Genomic DNA, 18,318 nt, shown 5'->3' on the forward strand with positions numbered 1-18,318 from the left:
AATGTCGAGTGTTGCGTCATGGGAAGGTTCCGAGACGCGTGAGGAGACTATTCGTGCGTTTCGTATGGGCCGTGGTGGCCTTCGTGCTGGCCGCGGTGCTGATCGGCGCCGGGATCGCTCAGCGGACCATCTTCATGGGTCCGTCGACCGAGTCGAGCCGGGTCGAAGTCCAGGAACCCGCGCCGTTCGTGCTGATGGATGGCGAGGTGCTCCGGAGCAATCCGGGAGCGCAGACGCTGCTGATCCACGGCGACGGTGACATCTTCGCCGCCTACGGGCGCACCTCCGACCTCGAGGCCTGGCTCGCCGATTCGGACTACAACCAGGTGAGCGTCGCGAAGGACGGCACCTTCGATGTCGAGCATGTCGCGGCACCCCCTGTCGAGGATGAGGGCGAGGGCGACGCCGACGGTGGCACCACGGACGAGCCCGTCGTGCGCAACCCCGTCGGTTCCGACCTGTGGCTCGACTCGTTCAGCGACACGGATGACCTGATCGCCAACAACATGCAGCTTCCCGACGGCATGAGCGTGCTGATCGCCTACGACGGTACCCAGGATGCGCCGGATGACATCGCTATCTCCTGGCCCCTCGACAACAGCACGCCGTGGGCTGGTCCCCTGATGGCTGCCGGCGGCGCCGTGCTGCTGGTCGGTCTGATCCTCTATGTCCTCGGCATCCGTCACCAGAGACGCGGACGTGGACCCCGCCGTAAGGGGCCGGGGCCGTTGCCCGTCACCGAGCCGATCGATGTCGCTTCGCTTCCGCCCGCGGAGCGCGATGCCCTTGAGCAGCCGTCCGGAGAGTCCGCGGCTCCCCAGACTCCGAACTCCGAGGTGGAGGATGCGGAGATCGTCGACGAGACCAAGGATCCCGATTCGAAGACCTCATTGCGTGCCACCCGCACGCCTCGACGTCGTCTGCGCCTGATCGCGCTGCCCGCGATCGGCCTCACCGCGCTTCTTGCGAGCGGATGCTCGGCGGATTCCTGGCCGCAGTTCGAGGACGCGTCCGCGACGCCGTCGCCGACCCCGACCGTCATCGCTCCGGACAACCAGAAGCCGCCCGCCGTGACCGAGTCCCAGGCGACGCGGATTCTTCAGGAGATCTCCGCGACTCTCGTCGACGCGGACACTGCTCTTGACCTGGACCTCGCGGCCACCCGTCTCGACGGGCCCGCGCTCACCGCCCGGACGACCGAGTATGCGCTGCGCACGGAGCTCCCAGACACGACACCTCCCGCGGCGATTCCGACCGACAAGGTCGAGGTCGTCCTGCCGGAGGCGACTGATCGGTGGCCTCGTACCGTGCTCCTGTTGTCGAAGAGCACGAGTGACGACACCGTCCCCCCGGTGATCCTCACGATGACGCAGCAGGATCCTTGGTCGAACTACAAGGTCTCCCACATGGCGGAGATGTCAGCCGATGTGGCGCTTCCCGAAGTCGCGGCCAGCTGGCTGGGCACCTCGCTGGTCCCCGAGGACTCCGCCTTCCTCACTGTTCCTCCTGCTGACCTCGCCACCGCGTTCGCGGATGTCGTCGACGAAGGGGAGAAGAGCGCCTCCTACGGCCTGTTCGACGATCCGTCGCTGAGTCTCGCGACGTCCATCAATGACAGCCGTCAGGAACTGGTGCAGAGGCTCGTCGACAACAACGCCTCGGAGACGTCCCAGGTGACGTTCGACATGACCCCCGCCGATGTGGCGCCGGTGGCGATGACCACGCTCGGCAGCGGCGCGATCGTGAGCGTCGTCCTCACTGACACCGAGACGGTCACTCCGACCGTGCCGGATGCCGTGATCCGGTTCGGTGAGAACCCGCAGGCAAAGGCTCTGACGGGTGTCTCGGAGGCTGCCAAGGGCATCGAGACCACCTATTCGTTCCAGGTGTTCTTCGCGGTCCCCGCGCAGGGATCCACAGAACAGATCAGACTCCTCGCCGTCCACCAGGACCTCATCTCCGCAAAGGTGATCAAGTGACCGATATTTCTCCCGCCGCCCTGCGCGGTGCCGTCGACCTGTCGAGCCTGCGCAACCGGCCGGATCCCTCCGCGCCGAGCGCGCCCGCACCGCGCGTCGGCGATGTGGTCGTCGACGCCACCGACGAGACCTTCGGGCAGATTCTCGAGATCTCGCGCACCGTGCCGGTCGTGATCGACCTGTGGGCCGAGTGGTGCGGCCCGTGCAAGCAGCTCAGCCCGATCATCGAGAAGGTGACGAGGGAGCTGGGCGGCCGTGTGCTGCTCGCCAAGGTCGACGTGGATGCGAACCCGCAGCTCGCGCAGAGCTTCCGTGCGCAGTCGATCCCGATGGTGGTCGCGCTGATCGCGGGGCAGCCGGTCCCGATGTTCACCGGCGCTGTGCCGGAATCCCAGGTCCGCGAGGTCTTCGCGCAGCTGCTGCAGCTCGCCGCCCAGAACGGGGTGACCGGCTCACTGCCCGTCGGCGACGCTGTCGCGGCCGACGAGGCGCCGGCGGAGCCGCCGCTCCCGCCGCTGCACGCGGAAGCGTTCGCGGCGATCGAGATCGGTGACTACGCGGCTGCGGTCACCGCCTACGAGAAGGCATTGGCAGAGAACCCCCGCGACGAGGATGCTCTCGCGGGCCTCGGCCAGGTGCGACTTCTCGACCGCACGCAGGGGCTGGATCTTCAGACGTCGCGTGCGGCAGCAGCTGCTGACCCGCTCGATGTTCAGGCGCAGTTCGACGTTGCCGATCTAGATCTCGCGGGTGGGCACGTGGAGGATGCCTTCGGGCGACTTCTGGACCTGTTCGAGAAGCTCCCGTCGGACGAGCGCACGCCGGTCCGTGAGCGTCTGGTCGAGCTGTTCGGGCTGATCGGCGTCGCAGACCCGCGCGTGCTCGCGGCACGCAACAGGCTCACATCGCTGCTGTTCTGAGCTCAGCGCCGCGTGCGACGGCGCCGGGCTCGCTGAGTCGTGCTGTCGTCGCCGCGCCTCAACCTCTGCTGATCGTCGGCACGTGCGGATCGTTCTGGTGGCGTAGCCAGATGGTCGACAGCGCCGGCAATGTCATGGTGGCGGTTGCCGCTTCACCGTCGGCGTGCGCGTAGACGAGTCCGAGATTCCCTGAACCCCGCCCGCCGTACTCTCCGGCGTCGGTGTTCAGGATCTCCTGCCACACACCCTCCTTCGGGAGGGCGAGAGGGTGACCTGCGCGCTCGACCCCGGAGAAGTTGCTCACCACGACGACCCTGCCGCCATGGGCATCGCGCCGCTCGAAGGCGATGACGGTGGGATCCCAGCTCGGGGCGCCGAGGCGGGAGAAGGACGAGCCGTCGCTGTCGCGCTCCCAGAGGGGCGCCTGGGCTCGATAGGTCTGGTTGAGCACGCCGACGAAGTCCTGCAGCTGCCGATGCGAGGGCTGATCGAGCAGCCACCAGTCGAGTTCTCTGCCCTCCGACCACTCGGCGAGCTGGCCGAACTCCTGCCCCATGAACAGGAGCTTCTTGCCAGGGTGACCCCACATGTACGCCAGGTAGGCGCGCGCGTTCGCGAGCTTGTGCCAGTGGTCGCCCGGCATCTTGGCGAGCAGACTGCCCTTGCCGTGCACGACCTCGTCGTGGCTGATGGGGAGCAGATAGTTCTCGCCGAACGCGTAGACGAACGAGAAGGTCATCTCACCCTCGTGGTGGGAACGATACATCGGATCGCGTTCGATGTACTGGAGGGAATCGTTCATCCACCCCATGTTCCACTTGAAACCGAAGCCGAGTCCGGCGTGGTCGGTCGGAGCGGTGACTCCGGGGAAGCTCGTCGACTCCTCGGCGATCATCATGATGCCGGGGTGCAGGCGATAGGCGGTCGCGTTGACCTCCTGCAAGAAGCGGATGGCCTCCAGATTCTCCCGACCGCCGTGGATGTTGGGCTCCCACTCACCTGCCTCTCGCGAGTAGTCGAGGTAGAGCATCGAGGCGACCGCGTCGACGCGGAGGCCGTCGACGTGGAACTCGCTGAGCCAGAACAGCGCGTTCGCGACGAGGAATCCGCGCACCTCCGGGCGACCGTAGTCAAAGATCAGCGTGCCCCAGTCCTGGTGCTCGCCTCGGCGGGGGTCCGGGTGCTCGTACAGCGGCTGACCGTCGAAGCGCGCGAGCGCGAAGGCGTCCTTGGGGAAGTGGCCGGGCACCCAGTCCATGATCACGCCGATACCGGCCTGGTGCAGGCGATCGATCAGGTAGCGGAGGTCGTCCGGGCTCCCGAACCGGCTGGTCGGCGCGTAGTAGCCGCTGACCTGATACCCCCACGATCCGCCGAAGGGGTGTTCGGCGAGCGGCATGAACTCGACGTGCGTGAATCCGGTGTCGGTGACGTGCTGGATGAGCGGCTCGGCGGCGTCACGGTAGCCGAGTCCACCGCGCCACGAACCGAGGTGGACTTCATAGATCGACAGCGGCTGCGCCACAGCGTGTGTCGCTGCACGCCGCGTCATCCAGGCGCCGTCCGCCCAGCGATACGAGGAGGTCGCGACGACGGACGCCGTCGCGGGAGGCACCTCGGCACGGGATGCCATCGGGTCGGCCTTCAGGATCCAGGACCCCTCACGGGTGCGGATCTGGAACTTGTAGTGGTCGCCGGCGCTCAACCCGGGGATGAAGAGCTCCCAGATGCCGCTCACGCCCATCGACCGCATCGCGTGCGGCTCACCGTTCCATCCGTTGTGGTCCCCGACGACCCGCACAGCGGTGGCGTTCGGCGCCCATACCGAGAATGCGACACCATCCTCGCCGTCCAGCGTGCGCGGGTGTGCGCCCAGGACGTGCCACAGGCGCTCGTGACGACCCTCCGCGATCAGATGCAGGTCGAGGTCGCCCAGCGTGGGAAGGTGGCGATAGGGGTCGCCGGCGATCGTCTCTTCATCGTCGCCGTAGGCGGTCGCGAGGCGATACGCGACGGGTGGTCCGTCATGCCGCGCCTCCCAGATCCCATGAGCGACATGCGCGAGTTCGAGTCGACTGCCATCTGCGAAGACGGCCGCCACATACGACGCGAGCGGGCGCCGGGCGCGGACCACGGTGACGGTACGATCAGCGGCATCCGTGATCGGGTGGGAGCCGAGCAGGGAATGGGGATCGTGGAACGATCCGGCTGCGATCGCCTCCCAATCGGTGGATGCCGCGACGTCTTCGAGGTAGCTCATGACCGCTCCTTCACCTTCAGGATGTGCACCGGCTCCATGAAGGCGTCGAGGCGTACGTAGTTGTGGTCGTTCCAGGTCCACACCGCTCCGGTGAGGAGATCCTCGACCTCGAAGCTCTCACCGGGCGTGACACCCCACACCGTGGTGTCGAGGTGCACGGTCGTCTCGCGGACCGAATGGGGGTCGACGTTCGCGACGACGATGATGGTGTCCGCCTGGCCTGTGCCGGTGAAGGCGGCATCCAGATGCTTGCTGTACACAAGCACGGCGTCGTCATCGCTCCAATGCGCGCGGAAGTTGCGAAGCTGGCGGAGGGCGGGGTGCGCGCGGCGGATCGTGTTGAGGGATCGCAGGAGAGGGGCGAGCGAGTCGCCGCGCTTCTCTTCGCCCTCCCAGTCGCGGAACTTGTACTCGTACTTCTCGTTGTCGATGTTCTCTTCCGAACCTGGCCTGGCGACGTTCTCGAAGAGCTCGTAGCCCGCGTACACGCCGTACAGAGGAGCTGCGGTGGCCGCGATGCACGCCCGGATGCGGTAGGCCGCTCTGCCGCCGAACTGCAGGTACTCGGTGAGGATGTCGTGCGTGTTCACGAAGAGGTTCGGACGCATGTAGTCGCTGGTCTCCTGCGACACCGAGGTGAGGAACTCCTCGAGCTCCGCCTTGGTATTTCGCCAGGTGAAGTAGCTGTAGCTCTGCTGGAATCCGACCGCCGCGAGAGCGCGCATCACCGCCGGACGGGTGAAGGCCTCCGCCAGGAAGATGACATCCGGATCCTCTGCGTTCACGACAGCGATCAGCCACTCCCAGAACTGCAGCGGCTTGGTGTGCGGGTTGTCGACGCGGAAGATCTTCACGCCCTGCCGGACCCAATGCTGCACGATGCGCAGCATCTCGTCGTAGATGCCCTCGGGGTCGTTGTCGAAGTTCAGCGGATAGATGTCCTGATACTTCTTCGGCGGGTTCTCGGCATAGGCGATCGTGCCGTCCGGCAGCGTCGTGAACCACTCGGGATGCTCGGTGACCCACGGGTGATCGGGCGACGCCTGCAGCGCCAGATCGAGGGCGATCTCGAGGCTCTCCTTGCGTGCAGCGCGCACGAATGCCCGGAAGTCTTGTGCGGTGCCCAGGTCGGGGTGGATGGCGTCGTGTCCACCGTCCGCCGAGCCGATCGCATACGGAGACCCGGGGTCGCCCGGCTCGGTGGTGAGCGTGTTGTTGCGTCCCTTGCGGTTCGTCTCTCCGATCGGGTGGATCGGCACGAGGTAGAGCACGTCGAAACCCATGGCGGCGACCGCGGGCAGTCGCTTCGCAGCCGTGCGGAATGTGCCGCTCTTGACCGTGCCGTCCTTCAACCGCTTCGCGCCTTCGGACCGAGGGAAGAACTCGTACCAGGCGGCGACGCCAGCGGCGGTGCGATCGACGACGATCGACTGCGCGTCCGAGGTGGAGCTCAACGTGATCGTGGGGCGGTCCGCGAAGATCCGAGCGAGGCCGGCGTCCGTCGACAGCGCAAGAGTCGTGGCCGCGTCTCCCGCAGCAAGGGCGGCGGCATCTGCACGCAACCGCGCGCGCTGCGCGGCAGGTCGATCCTTCTCCGCCGCTGCGCGGGTGAGCAGCTCGGCTCCGAGAGCCGCCATGATGTCGACGTCCACTTCGGCCGCGACCTTCAGAGAGGCCGCGTGCGCCCACGTCGCGAAGTCATCCGAGAACGCCTCGAACCGATAGGTCCACGTCCCCTGGACGTCGAGCGCGACATCGACCGTCCAGCGATCGGTGCCGTCGTTGCGGGGAGTCAGCCGATGCAGACTCTGCTCGCCGTGCGGATCCGTGAGCCGGAGATGCACACCGAGTGCGTCATGACCTTCGCGGAACGAGACGACGCTGAACGGGACGACCTCTCCGACGAACGCCTTCGCGGGGAATCCGCCGGGAACCGACGGCGACGCGTCCGAGAGCGGGAGCCGTGTCGCGCGGAGGCCTTCTCTGCCAGTATCACCGACCAGCGCGCGCGTCGGGATCTGAGCGGAGCTCCGAAGAGCCGAGGACCGGGTACCAGCACGTGCAGCCACACCCCGAATGTACCGCGCAGAAGGGGCCGCGGGTAGCGACCGCTCCGGGTGCGTCGGCCAGGGATGTCATTCCACCCGGAAGAGCCTCATCGAGGTTCCGGGGATCGGCAGCACATCGCCGGGCGAGAACGACTCCTCGGTGTCGGACGGACGCTCATCGGCGCTCGACCAGAGCGACACGAATCGCGTCGCGTCCTCGATCTCGTCGGGCAGCCGCACGTCGATCGGCGATTCGGTCCCGTGCACGATGAGCAGGATGCGGTTGTACTGCTCGCGATCCGGGGTCGAGGCCGCGACATACTGGAGCGTACGGTTGCCGGGGTCCGTCCACTGCGCGCTCTCCATGGTCTCGCCGTTCTGGTCGAACCAGTCCATGACCGAGGCGTTCGGGATGTGCTCGCCGAGGCGGGCGTAGCGGCTCGGGCGCAGCGCGGGGTTCGATGCGCGGAGTGCGATGAGCCGGGAGACATGCGCACGCAGATCGTTCTGCCAGGGCTCGAACTCCCAGCCCAGCCACGTCATGGCGGAATCCTGCGCGTAGGCGTTGTTGTTGCCACGCTGTGTGCGGCCCACCTCGTCGCCGGCCGTCAGCATGGGGATGCCCGCGGACAGCAGCAGCGTGCCCAACAGGTTGCGCATGGCTTTCCGTCGCGCCGCGAGGATCGTCGGGTCGTCGGTCGGGCCCTCCACGCCATGGTTGAACGCGCGGTTCATGTCGGCGCCGTCGCGGTTCTGCTCGCCGTTCGCCTCGTTGTGCTTGACGTCGTAGGACACCAGGTCGTGCAGGGTGAACCCGTCGTGGGCGGTCACGAAGTTGACGCTGGCGAGCGGGCCGCGGTCTTCGCTGAACGTGTTCGAGGAACCGGCGAGGCGCGTCGCGAAGCCGCCGATGCCGACAGGGGCGGATGCACGTCGTGCGTAGTCGATGTCGCTGAGCCAGAAGTTGCGGACGCGGTCGCGATACCGGTCGTTCCACTCGTGCCAGCCGGCCGGGAAGTTGCCGGTCTGCCATCCGCCGAGACCCACGTCCCACGGCTCGGCGATGAGCTTCGTGTCGCGCAGGATCGGATCGTTCGCGATGGCGGTGAGTAGGGGATGCTCCGGCGTGTAGGTGTGCGAGGCGTCGCGGGCGATCGCGGCGGCGAGGTCGAAGCGGAAGCCGTCGATCTGCATCTCCTGAGCCCAGTAGCGCAGGGAGTCCAGGACCAGCCGTGCACCGGCATCGGTCGACGTGTCGAGCGTGTTGCCGCACCCCGTGGTGTCGATGTAGACCCCGGATTCGTCCTGCCGATAGTAGCTGGCGTTGTCGATCCCGCGCAGGCTCGACCGCGGACCTCCGATGCCCTCTTCGGACGTGTGGTTGTAGACGACGTCGAGGATGATCTCGATCCCGGCCTCGTGCAGCAGCCGCACCATCCCCTTGAACTCGGCGAGGACTGCTTCCGGACCCTGTTTGCGTGCGTCCTCGCTGGCGTAGGCGTTATGAGGTGTGAAGAAGTTGAGGGTGTTGTATCCCCAGTAGTTCGTGAGTCCGCGTTCGAGAAGTCGCGGCTCGGGCACGAATGCGTGCACCGGGAGGAGCTCGACCGAGGTGATCCCGAGCTCGTGGAAGTACGCGATCATCGCGGGATGCGCAAGTCCTGCGTACGTGCCGTGCAGCGCGGGCGGCACGTCAGGGTGACGCTTGGTCAGGCCCTTCAGGTGGCCTTCATAGATCACGGTCCGGTCGAGCGGGATACGAGGCTTCTGGGAGTCGCCCCAGTCGAAGCCGTCGACGATCACGACGGAGCGCCACTCTTCGTAACCGTCGCCCTGGGCGAGGCCGCGCGCATAGGGGTCCAGGAGCATGGTCTCCGGGTTGAACGTGTTCCCGGGACCGTGAGGACCGCCGACACGGATCGCGTAGCGGGTACCCGGCTGGAGGAGGGGGGTGGTGACCTGCCAGATGCCACCGGGGAGGCGCTCCAGCGCAACCTGATCGGTCGCCCAATCGAGGTCGGTCGCATCGAAGACGACGAGTTCGACGGACGAAGCGTTCTGCGACCAGATGCGGAGGGTACCGACACCGTCGTGCAGGCGCACGCCGAGGTCGTCGAGTGCTGTTCCGCCGGGCGCAGTGAAGTCTCGGGACGCGGGCATGAGTACACACTAGGCGGATGTGACCGGGTGTCAGGACAACGTGCACTCGGTTCCCCGTGCCCTGGGGGTGCGGAAATGGGGGAGCATGGACTCATGCGGCACTATCTCGATCATGCGGCGACCACGTCGTTGCGGCCGGAGGCGCGTGACGCCTGGCTGGCGGCGTCGGAGCTGGTGGGCAACGCCTCCTCGACCCACGGGGCTGGACAGGACGCCCGTCGACTCCTGGAGGAGTCACGAGAGCGCGTGGCGGCGGTGCTCGACGCCGACCCCATCGAAGTCGTCTTCACGTCGGGTGGCACCGAGTCGATCAACCTCGCCCTGCAAGGCCTCTGGCATGCCAGGACCCCGGGGACGTGCGACATCGTGCTCCCCGACGCGGAGCATCACGCGACGATGGACACGGTCGCGGCTCTGGTCGTCGAGGGAGCGGTCGTGCGCACGGTCCCGGTGCGGACGGACGGGCGCATCGCCTCGTCCGACTTCGCGGAACGGCTGCCCGGTGCCGCCCTCGCCACGGCTCTCATCGCGAACAACGAGGTCGGCACGATCAACGATGCGGCATCGCTGACGGCGGCTGCCGCTTCGGCCGGAGTGCCGTTGCATCTCGACGCCGTCGCCGCGCTCGGACACCTTCCGATGTCGTTCCGTTCGCTGCGTGGGCAGGCGAGCGCGGGGACAGGCCTGGTCGCGCTGAGCGTCGCCGGCCACAAGATCGGGGCGCCGGTCGGCGTCGGAGCGCTGGTGGTGGCGCGGACGGCCAAGCTGACCGCGCTGCTCCGCGGTGGCGCGCAGCAGCGCGGCCTCCGCGCCGGTACGCAGGATGTCGCAGGTGCGGCGGCGTTCGCCACCGCGATCGAGCTCGCCGAGCAGGAACGAGAGGCGGAGAGTGCACGCCTCAGCGCGTTGCGCGACCGTCTGGTGGACGGGATCAGATCGCGTGTCCCCACCGCAGAGCTGCTCGGTGATCCTCGCCAGCGTCTGCCCGGGAACGCGCATCTCCTCTTCCCTGGCGCAGTCGGCGAGAGTCTGCTGTTCCTCCTCGACGTCGCCGGAGTCGCGGCCTCCACCGGATCGGCGTGCCAGGCCGGCGTGGCGGAACCGTCGCACGTCGTGATCGCGATGGGGCGAGGGGAGCAGGATGCCCGGAGCGTGCTGCGATTCACGTTGGGTCGGACATCCACCGACGCGGACGTGGACGCGGTGCTCGGCGTCATCGCCGACGTCTATGCGCGCGCATCCGGGTCCAGCACAGGCGCGCGCTCGTAGACTGGTCGTATGCGGATACTGGCGGCGATGAGCGGGGGAGTGGACTCCGCCGTGGCGGCTGCGCGCGCCGTGGAGGCAGGACACGACGTGGTGGGGGTGCATCTGGCCCTCTCGCGCGCGGGCGGTACGCTGCGCACCGGCAGCCGGGGCTGCTGCACGATCGAGGATGCGATGGACGCGCGCCGAGCCGCTGACAGACTCGGCATCCCCTTCTACGTATGGGATTTCTCCGAGCGCTTCCGCGATGACGTCATCGACGACTTCATCGCCGAGTACCAGGCGGGGCGCACCCCGAACCCGTGTATGCGGTGCAACGAGAAGATCAAGTTCGCGGCACTGCTCGAGCGCGCGATCGAGCTGGGCTTCGATGCGGTGTGCACGGGCCACTACGCGACGCTCATCGAGGGCGAGGCCGGGCTCGAGCTGCACCGCGCGTCAGACAACGCCAAGGATCAGTCGTACGTGCTCGGCGTGCTGAACGCGGAGCAGCTCGCGCACACCTACTTCCCGCTCGGCACGACCCCCTCGAAGGCCATCGTCCGTGCCGAGGCCGCAGAGCGCGGCCTCACGGTCGCGCAGAAGCCGGACAGCCACGACATCTGCTTCATCCCTGACGGAGACACCCGCGGCTGGTTGGCCGACAAGGTCGGCACGGCCACGGGGGAGATCGTGGATCGCTCCGGAGCCGTGGTCGGCTCGCACGAGGGCGCTCACGGATTCACTGTCGGGCAGCGGCGTGGGCTCAAGCTCGGTGTTCCCGCTGCCGACGGCAAGCCTCGTTTCGTGCTCGAGGTACGGCCCGTGTCCAACACGGTCGTGGTCGGTCCCAAGGAGGCGCTCGCCATCGGCGAGATCTCTGGTGCGCGCTTCAGCTGGGCTGGTGCGGGCCCGGTCGAAGCGGAGTTCTTCTGCCACGTGCAGATCCGTGCGCATGCGGAACCGGTCCCTGCGACGGCGTTCGTCACGGCGGACGGCGTGCGCGTCGTCCCGGAGCAGCCGCTCGACGGCGTCGCGCCCGGACAGACCGCGGTGCTGTACATCGGCACGCGCGTACTCGGGCAGTTCACGATCGATGCGACGGTGTCGGCCGTTCCCGTCGTTGTCTGACCGCTGAGGATCAGCGAGGCACCGGAGCGATGTCGGTGGGCGCTCGTAGACTGACGGGGTGCCTGAGAACATCTCGTTGGAAGACGCCCGCACCGAGGCCGAGGGGCTGACGACCCGCATCCTCGAGGCGAAGGATGCGTACTACGGGCGCGACACCTCTGTGGTCGACGACTTCACCTACGACGGCTGGATGCATCGGCTCGAAGAACTCGAGCGATTGCATCCGGAGCTTCAAGGGCAGGATTCGCCGACGCAGATGGTCGGGGCAGCCGAGGCGACTGGACTCGCGACGATCGAGCACGCCGAGCGGATGCTGAGCCTCGACAACGTGTTCTCCATCGAGGAGCTGCGGGAATGGGCCGCCAAGACGCACGCCGCCGCGGGGCGAGACGTGGCGTGGCTGACCGAGCTGAAGATCGATGGTCTCGCCATCAACCTCCGCTACGAGCATGGCGTTCTCACTTCGGCGGCGACACGCGGCGACGGCCGCGTGGGCGAGATCGTCACCGAGAACGCGCTGCGGCTCCCGGAGATTCCCGAGCGCCTGGTGGGCAGCGGGCATCCTGCGATCGTGGAGGTGCGCGGCGAGGTGTTCATCCCCGTCGCCGCGTTCGAACGTCTCAACGCCGCTCAGGCGGACTTCCGTGAGCGCGCCTACAACGATGCCCTGAGCCGCTGGGAGGCGCGCGGTGGTGCCAAGAAGCCGTTCGACGAGGAGAAGGCGAAGACGGCGGCTGCACGACGATTCCCCTCGTTCGCGAACCCTCGCAATGCCGCCAGCGGTGGTCTCCGGCAGCAGATCGACAAGAAGGACGGGCTGGAGCTCGAGGCAGGCCTGCTGCGCATCGAGTCACTCGCGCTGTACGTGCACGGGATCGGCGCGTGGGCGAAACCCCCGGTCTCGTCCCAGAGCGAGGTATACGGGCTGCTGGCCGAATGGGGCCTGCCGACCAGCCCGCACACGAAGGTGTGCTCGAGCATCGACGAGGTCGCGGACTTCGTCGCCTACTTCGGCGAGCATCGACACGACATCGAGCACGAGCTCGACGGCATCGTGGTGAAGGTCGATGAGCTCTCCCTGCACGACGAACTCGGGGCGACGAGCCGCGCGCCGCGATGGGCGATCGCATACAAGTACCCGCCGGAGGAGGTGCAGACCACGCTTCTCGACATCGTGGTGTCGGTGGGACGCACCGGCCGTGCGACTCCGTTCGCCGTCATGGCGCCTGCGCACGTGGCAGGGTCTGTGGTGCGTCAGGCGACCCTCCACAACAAGGACGTGGTCAAGGCCAAGGGAGTTCTGATCGGTGACACGGTCGTACTCCGTAAAGCGGGAGACGTGATCCCCGAGGTGCTGGGGCCGGTCGTCGAGCGTCGCGACGGTACGGAGCGCGAGTTCGTGATGCCCGAGAACTGCCCCGAGTGCGGAACCCCGCTGCGCGCGATGAAGGAAGGCGACATCGACCTCCGTTGCCCGAATGCGCGCTCGTGCCCCGCGCAGGTGCGGGGGCGCGTCGAGCACATCGGCTCGCGCGGCGCCCTCGATGTCGAGGCACTCGGTGAGGTGACGGCGGCTGCACTGACCCAGCCGACCACGCCCGAGGTGCCTCCGCTGGTGACCGAGGCGGGGCTGTTCGCCCTCACCCTCGATCAGCTGGTGCCGATCGAGCTGTTCGTGCGGGATGCCGAGACCGGACTGCCGAAGGAAGATGACGACGGTGTCGTCAAGACCAGAGCGCCGTTCCGGCGAAACCCGACCGCTGCGGAGAAGAAGGCGGGCAAGGACGGCCCTCAGCCCTCGTCGCAGGCTCTGACACTGCTGGCAGAGCTCGAGAAGGCGAAGACCAAGGAACTCTGGCGGCTGCTCGTATCGCTCAACATCCGGCACGTCGGTCCCGTCGCGGCTCGCGCACTGGCCCAGTGGTTCGGGTCGCTCGACGCGATCCGTGCCGCGTCGCGGGAGGAGTTGGCGGCTGTCGAAGGCGTCGGTGGGATCATCGCCGACTCGCTGCTCGACTGGTTCGACGTTGACTGGCACCAGGAGATCGTGCAGGCATGGGCGGATGCCGGCGTGCAGTGGTCGACACCCGGTCATCCTGGTCCCGGAGCGGCCGTGGCAGAGGGCGGTGTGCTCGACGGGCTGACCGTCGTCGCGACCGGGTCACTGGACGGGTACACGCGTGATGGTGCGCAGGAGGCGATCATCCAGGCGGGTGGCAAAGCCGCATCAAGTGTCTCCAAGAAGACCGACTTCGTGGCGGCAGGGCCTGGCGCGGGCTCCAAGCTCGCGAAGGCGGAGGAGCTCGGTGTGCGCATCCTCGATGCGGCGCAGTTCCACATTCTCGTGACCGAGGGGCCGGACGCGCTCCCGCCCGTCGGACCCTCGGGATCGTGAAGCGCTACGGACCGCTGATCGCTGTCTCCGAGGCACTAGCCGTCGGGGACCCCGGTAGGAATCACCTGCGTCTGACGCAGGATGCGGTCCTCCTTCGGGAGGGCGCGGAGAGCCGGGGCATCCTTTCGTGGGCGAGCGTCGATGAGATCGCGCTGGACGTGCCGACGACGCGGTTCCGGTTGCCTGGCCTCGTGGGGACGGTCGTGCTCGGCGCGTTGACGGCGGTCGCGCTGTCCGATATCGGCATCGACCCCGACGATGGCGCTGTGACGCTCACCGTCGATGGCGAGCCGCTGACCGTGCCACTGAGTCGTCACCACGTCGGTGGGTACTGGGCGCCGACGGTCGCAGGCGCACACAGCCTGCTTGCCTACCTCATCGAGAACCCCGAGCAGCGCGCACTCCTGGCGCATCCGGAGCAGCTGATCGACGTCGCCGCGCAACTCGCTCGTGGGGCGGCCTGACTCGCGAGCAGAGCGGCAGACTCGACGGCGCCACGACGACCTTCTCGATGCGGGACTCTTCGACGAAGACAAAAGAGCGGGGCCGGCGAACCGGCCCCGCTCTTCTTTCGTGCTCCGGCCCTCAGGCCTTGTGGCGTGGCTTCCGGTACGGCTTCTCGTCGCGGTCCGAGTGCGCGGGGCGCTCGTCGCGTTCGCGGCGCTCGAAGCGGTCTCCGCGACCACCGTCGGCATCGCGGGGTCCGCTGTTGCGTCGGCCGATCGGTCCGCGGTCCGGCTTGATCTCGATCAGGCGGCCCGAGATGCGCGTGTCGCGGAGCTTGTCGAGCACTGCAGGGCTGAGGTTCGACGGCAGCTCGACGGTCGAGAAGTCGGGGCGGATGTTGATGACACCGAAGTCATCGCGCCCGAGCCCGCCCTCGTTCGCGAGCGCACCGACGATCTGACGCGGCTCGACGCGGTGGCGACGGCCGACCTCGATGCGGTATGCGGTGTAGTCGCCACGTCCGCGGCGCTCAGTGCGCGGCTCGCGCGGTTCACGAGTGCCGCGCTCTCGCGGCGGACGGCTGTCTGCCTCGAGCGCCTTGGCGAGCGGGTCATCGGCCGGGTCCAGCAGCAACGGAGTGTCGCCCTGCACCACGATCGCCAGCGCCGCGGCCACATCGGCTTCTGGCACATCGTGATTGCGCACGTAGTGGGCGATCACATCGCGGAACTTCTCGACGCGCGCGGCGTCGCCGAGCGCGGCAGTGATCGCGTCGTCGAAGCGTGCGAGACGCGTGGTGTTCACGTCGTCGGTGCTGGGCAGCTGCATCTGCGTCGGGACCTGACGCGTCGCCTTCTCGATGTGCTTGAGCAGGTAGCGCTCGCGCGGCGTGATGAAGCTGATCGCATCGCCGCTGCGTCCGGCACGGCCGGTGCGTCCGATGCGGTGCACGTACGACTCGGTGTCGGTGGGGATGTCGAAGTTGATGACGTGGCTGATGCGCTCGACGTCGAGACCGCGTGCCGCGACGTCGGTCGCGACCAAGATGTCGAGCTTGCCGGCCTTCAGCTGGTTCACGCTGCGTTCGCGCTGCACCTGGGGGACGTCACCGTTGATCGCTGCAGCGGAGTAGCCGCGGGCACGCAGCTTCTCGGCGAGCGTCTCGGTCTCGTTCTTGGTGCGGACGAAGACGATCATCCCGTCGAAGTTCTCGACCTCGAGGATGCGGGTGAGCGCGTCGACCTTCTGTGCGTACGACACCACGAGGTAGCGCTGCGTGATGTTCGTCCCGGTCGCGGTCTTCGACTTGATGCTGATCTCTTCCGGATCGCGCAGGTACTTCTGCGCGAGGCGACGGATCTGCGGGGGCATGGTCGCGGAGAACAGTGCGACCTGCTTCTCGACGGGGGTCTGCGCGAGGATCTGCTCGACGTCCTCCGCGAAACCCATCTTCAGCATCTCGTCGGCCTCATCGAGAACCAGATACTGCAGCTGGGAGAGATCCAGAGTGCCCTTGGCAAGGTGGTCCATGATGCGGCCGGGTGTTCCGACGATCACGTGCACTCCGCGGCGCAGCGCGGAGAGCTGCACACCGTACGCCTGTCCGCCGTAGACGGGCAGCATGTGCACGCCCTTCATCTTGGAGGCGTAGGACTCGAACGCCTCGCACACCTGCAGCGCGAGCTCGCGGGTCGGCGCGAGCACGAGAGCCTGCGGCGACTTCTGCGACACGTCGAGTCGCTCGAGGACGGGAAGCGCGAATGCCGCGGTCTTACCGGTTCCGGTCTGGGCCATGCCGACGACGTCGCGTCCGGCGAGCAGCGTCGGAATCGTTGCGGCTTGAATGGGGGAGGGGGTCTCGTATCCGAGATCACGGATCGCCTTGAGGACGGGCCCGGTGATGCCGAGTTCCTCGAATCCGGGGGTCGCGGGGGAGTCCTCGGGGGCGTCGGTCAGCACTGCATCTTCAGGAGTCACTGACCAAGGGTAGCGTGGCGGGCTGCTCCCTGCCTGTGAGGGCGTCCTCAGGAACCGTTCGTGAGAGCCAGGAGCTTCTCCTTGACCTGCCGTCGGAGCACCTTTCCGATCAGCGATTTCGGCAGGTCGTCGACGACGAAGATCCGACGCGGCACCTTGTATGGCGTCAGGATGGTGCGGGCGAACTCACGGATCGCCTCGACGTCGAGATCGGCGGCGCCGTCGACCACGATCGCCGCGACCACTTCTTCGCCCGAGTGCTCGCTGGGCAGCCCGACGACAGCTGCGTCGACCACCTGCGGATGCTGACGCAGCACGTTCTCGACCTCGGTCGGTGCGACGTTGAAGCCACCCGTGATGATCAGCTCCTTGATCCGGTCGACGATCCGGATGAAACCGGCGTCATCGATCGTGACGATGTCGCCGGTGCGGAACCAGCCGTCCGCGAACACCGCATCGGTCTCCTCGGGCTTGCCGTAGTAGCCGGAGAAGACCTGCGGTCCCCGCACGATCAGCTCACCGGCCGAGCCTGCGGGAACATCGACGGTCGGATTCTCGGGATCGACGACGCGGCATTCCGTGCCGGGCAGCGGAAGCCCGACCGTGCCGGGGACGCGGTTGTCCGCCACCGGGTTGGCCATCAGCACCGGCGAGCATTCGCTGAGTCCGTAGCCTTCGACGAGGAAGCCGTGGGTCGCCGCCTCGAAAGGCACGACGAGTTCGTGCGGCAGCGCCATGGCGCCGGAGATCGCGACCTCGACCCCGTCGAGAGACACGCCCTGCTGGGTCGCCGCGGCGAGCAGGCGGTCCGCGATCGGGGGGACGAGAGGCAGGAACGTCGCGGGATGCTTCTTCATCACGTCGAGCACCAGATCGGGGTCGAACTTCGGGAACAACACGAGGCGTGCGCCCATCGACATCGCGAACGTGAGACAGAGCGTCAGGCCGTAGGCGTGGAACATCGGCAGCACGGCGTAGACGACGCATCCCTTGCCGCGCTGGATGGACGGCACCCAGGCCTGTGCCTGCGCCGCGTTCGCGAGCAGATTCCGATGCGTCAGCGCCGCGCCCTTCGGCGTGCCTGTCGTGCCTGAGGTGTACTGGATGATCGCCAGATCGTCGGTGGACGGGCTGGGGTGGGATGCGGGGAGCGGGGCAGCGGAGAGCAGCGTCTCCCACGGCACGGTTCCGCGTACCTTCTCGGTCAGAGCCGCACGCGACTCGCGCGCCTTGGTGACCGGCAGCCGGAGGGCGAAACGCGTCAGGAACGGCATGGAACGTGTGACATCGACGGAGATGAGCGTGCTCACGGCGAGGTCGGTCGGAAACTCCTGGACTGTCGCGACGACCTTGTTCCACACGATCGCATGCTTCGCGCCATGATCCTCGAACTGCTTGCGCAGTTCCCGAGGTGTGTAGAGCGGGTTGTGCTCGACGACGACGGCTCCGAGTCTGAGCACCGCGTAGAACGCGACGATGTGCTGCGGGCAGTTCGGCAGCACGATCGCGACAGGATCTCCGCCGCGCACGCCTCGATCGCGCAGACCGGCCGCGGCGCGATCGATCGCCTCCTGCAGTTGCGCGTAGGTGGTCTCACGACCGAAGAACTGCAGGGCAGGTGCGTCGGGGTAGTCCCGTGCGGACGCGGCGACGATGTCGATCAGCGATCCCGATACGGGGGCGAGGTCTTCCGGGACACCGGCGGCGTAGCTGGCGACCCACGGGCGAGGAGGCTGGAACGTGCTCACCCGCTCAG

At 67.6% G+C, this 18,318-nt stretch carries 11 protein-coding genes; 6 read left to right on the top strand and 5 right to left on the bottom strand.

Annotated features, from left to right (window positions below):
* Positions 1-53: 53 nt before the first annotated feature.
* Both MRBLWO12_RS05450 and MRBLWO12_RS05455 read left to right on the top strand, forming a co-directional pair.
* Positions 54-1,979, top strand: a complete 1,926-nt coding sequence (locus MRBLWO12_RS05450; RefSeq protein WP_363553448.1) for a glycosyl transferase — start codon at positions 54-56, stop codon at positions 1,977-1,979.
* The gene (locus MRBLWO12_RS05455) at positions 1,976-2,899 is read left to right on the top strand and encodes a tetratricopeptide repeat protein (protein ID WP_363553450.1); all 924 of its coding nucleotides are present in this window, start codon (positions 1,976-1,978) and stop codon (positions 2,897-2,899) included. Before MRBLWO12_RS05450 ends, MRBLWO12_RS05455 begins: the two co-directional genes overlap by 4 nt.
* 58 nt (positions 2,900-2,957) lie before the next feature.
* Here MRBLWO12_RS05455 and glgB read toward each other — a convergent pair whose 3' ends face one another.
* The 3 genes from glgB to glgX form a co-directional block, all read right to left on the bottom strand.
* Positions 2,958-5,159: a 1,4-alpha-glucan branching protein GlgB gene (gene glgB, locus MRBLWO12_RS05460; RefSeq protein WP_363553452.1), complete on the bottom strand. Its 2,202-nt coding sequence runs from the start codon at positions 5,157-5,159 to the stop codon at positions 2,958-2,960.
* A complete protein-coding gene (locus MRBLWO12_RS05465; RefSeq protein WP_363553454.1) occupies positions 5,156-7,228 on the bottom strand; it encodes an alpha-1,4-glucan--maltose-1-phosphate maltosyltransferase in 2,073 nt (690 codons plus the stop codon). The genes glgB and MRBLWO12_RS05465 overlap by 4 nt, the downstream gene beginning before the upstream one ends.
* A gap of 66 nt (positions 7,229-7,294) precedes the next feature.
* The gene (glgX, locus tag MRBLWO12_RS05470) at positions 7,295-9,367 is read right to left on the bottom strand and encodes a glycogen debranching protein GlgX (RefSeq protein ID WP_363553456.1); all 2,073 of its coding nucleotides are present in this window, start codon (positions 9,365-9,367) and stop codon (positions 7,295-7,297) included.
* 93 nt (positions 9,368-9,460) lie between these two features.
* Here glgX and MRBLWO12_RS05475 point away from each other — a divergent pair, with 93 nt between their 5' ends.
* From MRBLWO12_RS05475 to MRBLWO12_RS05490, 4 genes are read left to right on the top strand one after another with little or no spacing between them, the layout of a single operon-like run.
* Positions 9,461-10,636 carry a cysteine desulfurase family protein gene (locus MRBLWO12_RS05475; protein WP_363553458.1) on the top strand — a complete coding sequence of 392 codons (1,176 nt, stop codon included), beginning with the start codon at positions 9,461-9,463 and terminating at the stop codon, positions 10,634-10,636.
* A gap of 9 nt (positions 10,637-10,645) precedes the next feature.
* Positions 10,646-11,743: a tRNA 2-thiouridine(34) synthase MnmA gene (gene mnmA, locus MRBLWO12_RS05480; protein WP_363553460.1), complete on the top strand. Its 1,098-nt coding sequence runs from the start codon at positions 10,646-10,648 to the stop codon at positions 11,741-11,743.
* A gap of 58 nt (positions 11,744-11,801) precedes the next feature.
* Complete coding sequence (ligA, locus tag MRBLWO12_RS05485) at positions 11,802-14,138, top strand: NAD-dependent DNA ligase LigA (RefSeq protein WP_363553462.1); 2,337 nt, start codon at positions 11,802-11,804, stop codon at positions 14,136-14,138.
* Positions 14,135-14,602, top strand: a complete 468-nt coding sequence (locus MRBLWO12_RS05490) for a hypothetical protein (RefSeq protein ID WP_363553464.1) — start codon at positions 14,135-14,137, stop codon at positions 14,600-14,602. The genes ligA and MRBLWO12_RS05490 overlap by 4 nt, the downstream gene beginning before the upstream one ends.
* 121 nt (positions 14,603-14,723) lie before the next feature.
* On the opposite strand, the gene MRBLWO12_RS05495 is transcribed toward MRBLWO12_RS05490, so the two are convergent.
* Together MRBLWO12_RS05495 and MRBLWO12_RS05500 are read right to left on the bottom strand one after the other, a co-directional pair.
* Positions 14,724-16,562, bottom strand: coding sequence for a DEAD/DEAH box helicase (locus tag MRBLWO12_RS05495; protein WP_414685443.1), 1,839 nt, complete (start codon positions 16,560-16,562; stop codon positions 14,724-14,726).
* 47 nt (positions 16,563-16,609) lie between these two features.
* Complete coding sequence (locus MRBLWO12_RS05500; RefSeq protein WP_363553466.1) at positions 16,610-18,310, bottom strand: long-chain-fatty-acid--CoA ligase; 1,701 nt, start codon at positions 18,308-18,310, stop codon at positions 16,610-16,612.
* Positions 18,311-18,318: the final 8 nt, after the last annotated feature.

The sequence above is a fragment of the Microbacterium sp. LWO12-1.2 genome (genome assembly GCF_040675875.1).
In the GTDB taxonomy this organism is placed as follows: Bacteria; Actinomycetota; Actinomycetes; order Actinomycetales; family Microbacteriaceae; genus Microbacterium.

Bases quoted from the DNA above. Each gene is read 5' to 3' on its own strand.
- glgB (WP_363553452.1), bottom strand. From the start codon at position 5,159: ATGAGCTACCTCGAAGACGTCGCGGCATCCACCGATTGGGAGGCGATC.
- glgX (WP_363553456.1), bottom strand. From the start codon at position 9,367: ATGCCCGCGTCCCGAGACTTCACTGCGCCCGGCGGAACAGCACTCGAC.
- MRBLWO12_RS05475 (WP_363553458.1), top strand. From the start codon at position 9,461: ATGCGGCACTATCTCGATCATGCGGCGACCACGTCGTTGCGGCCGGAG.
- mnmA (WP_363553460.1), top strand. From the start codon at position 10,646: ATGCGGATACTGGCGGCGATGAGCGGGGGAGTGGACTCCGCCGTGGCG.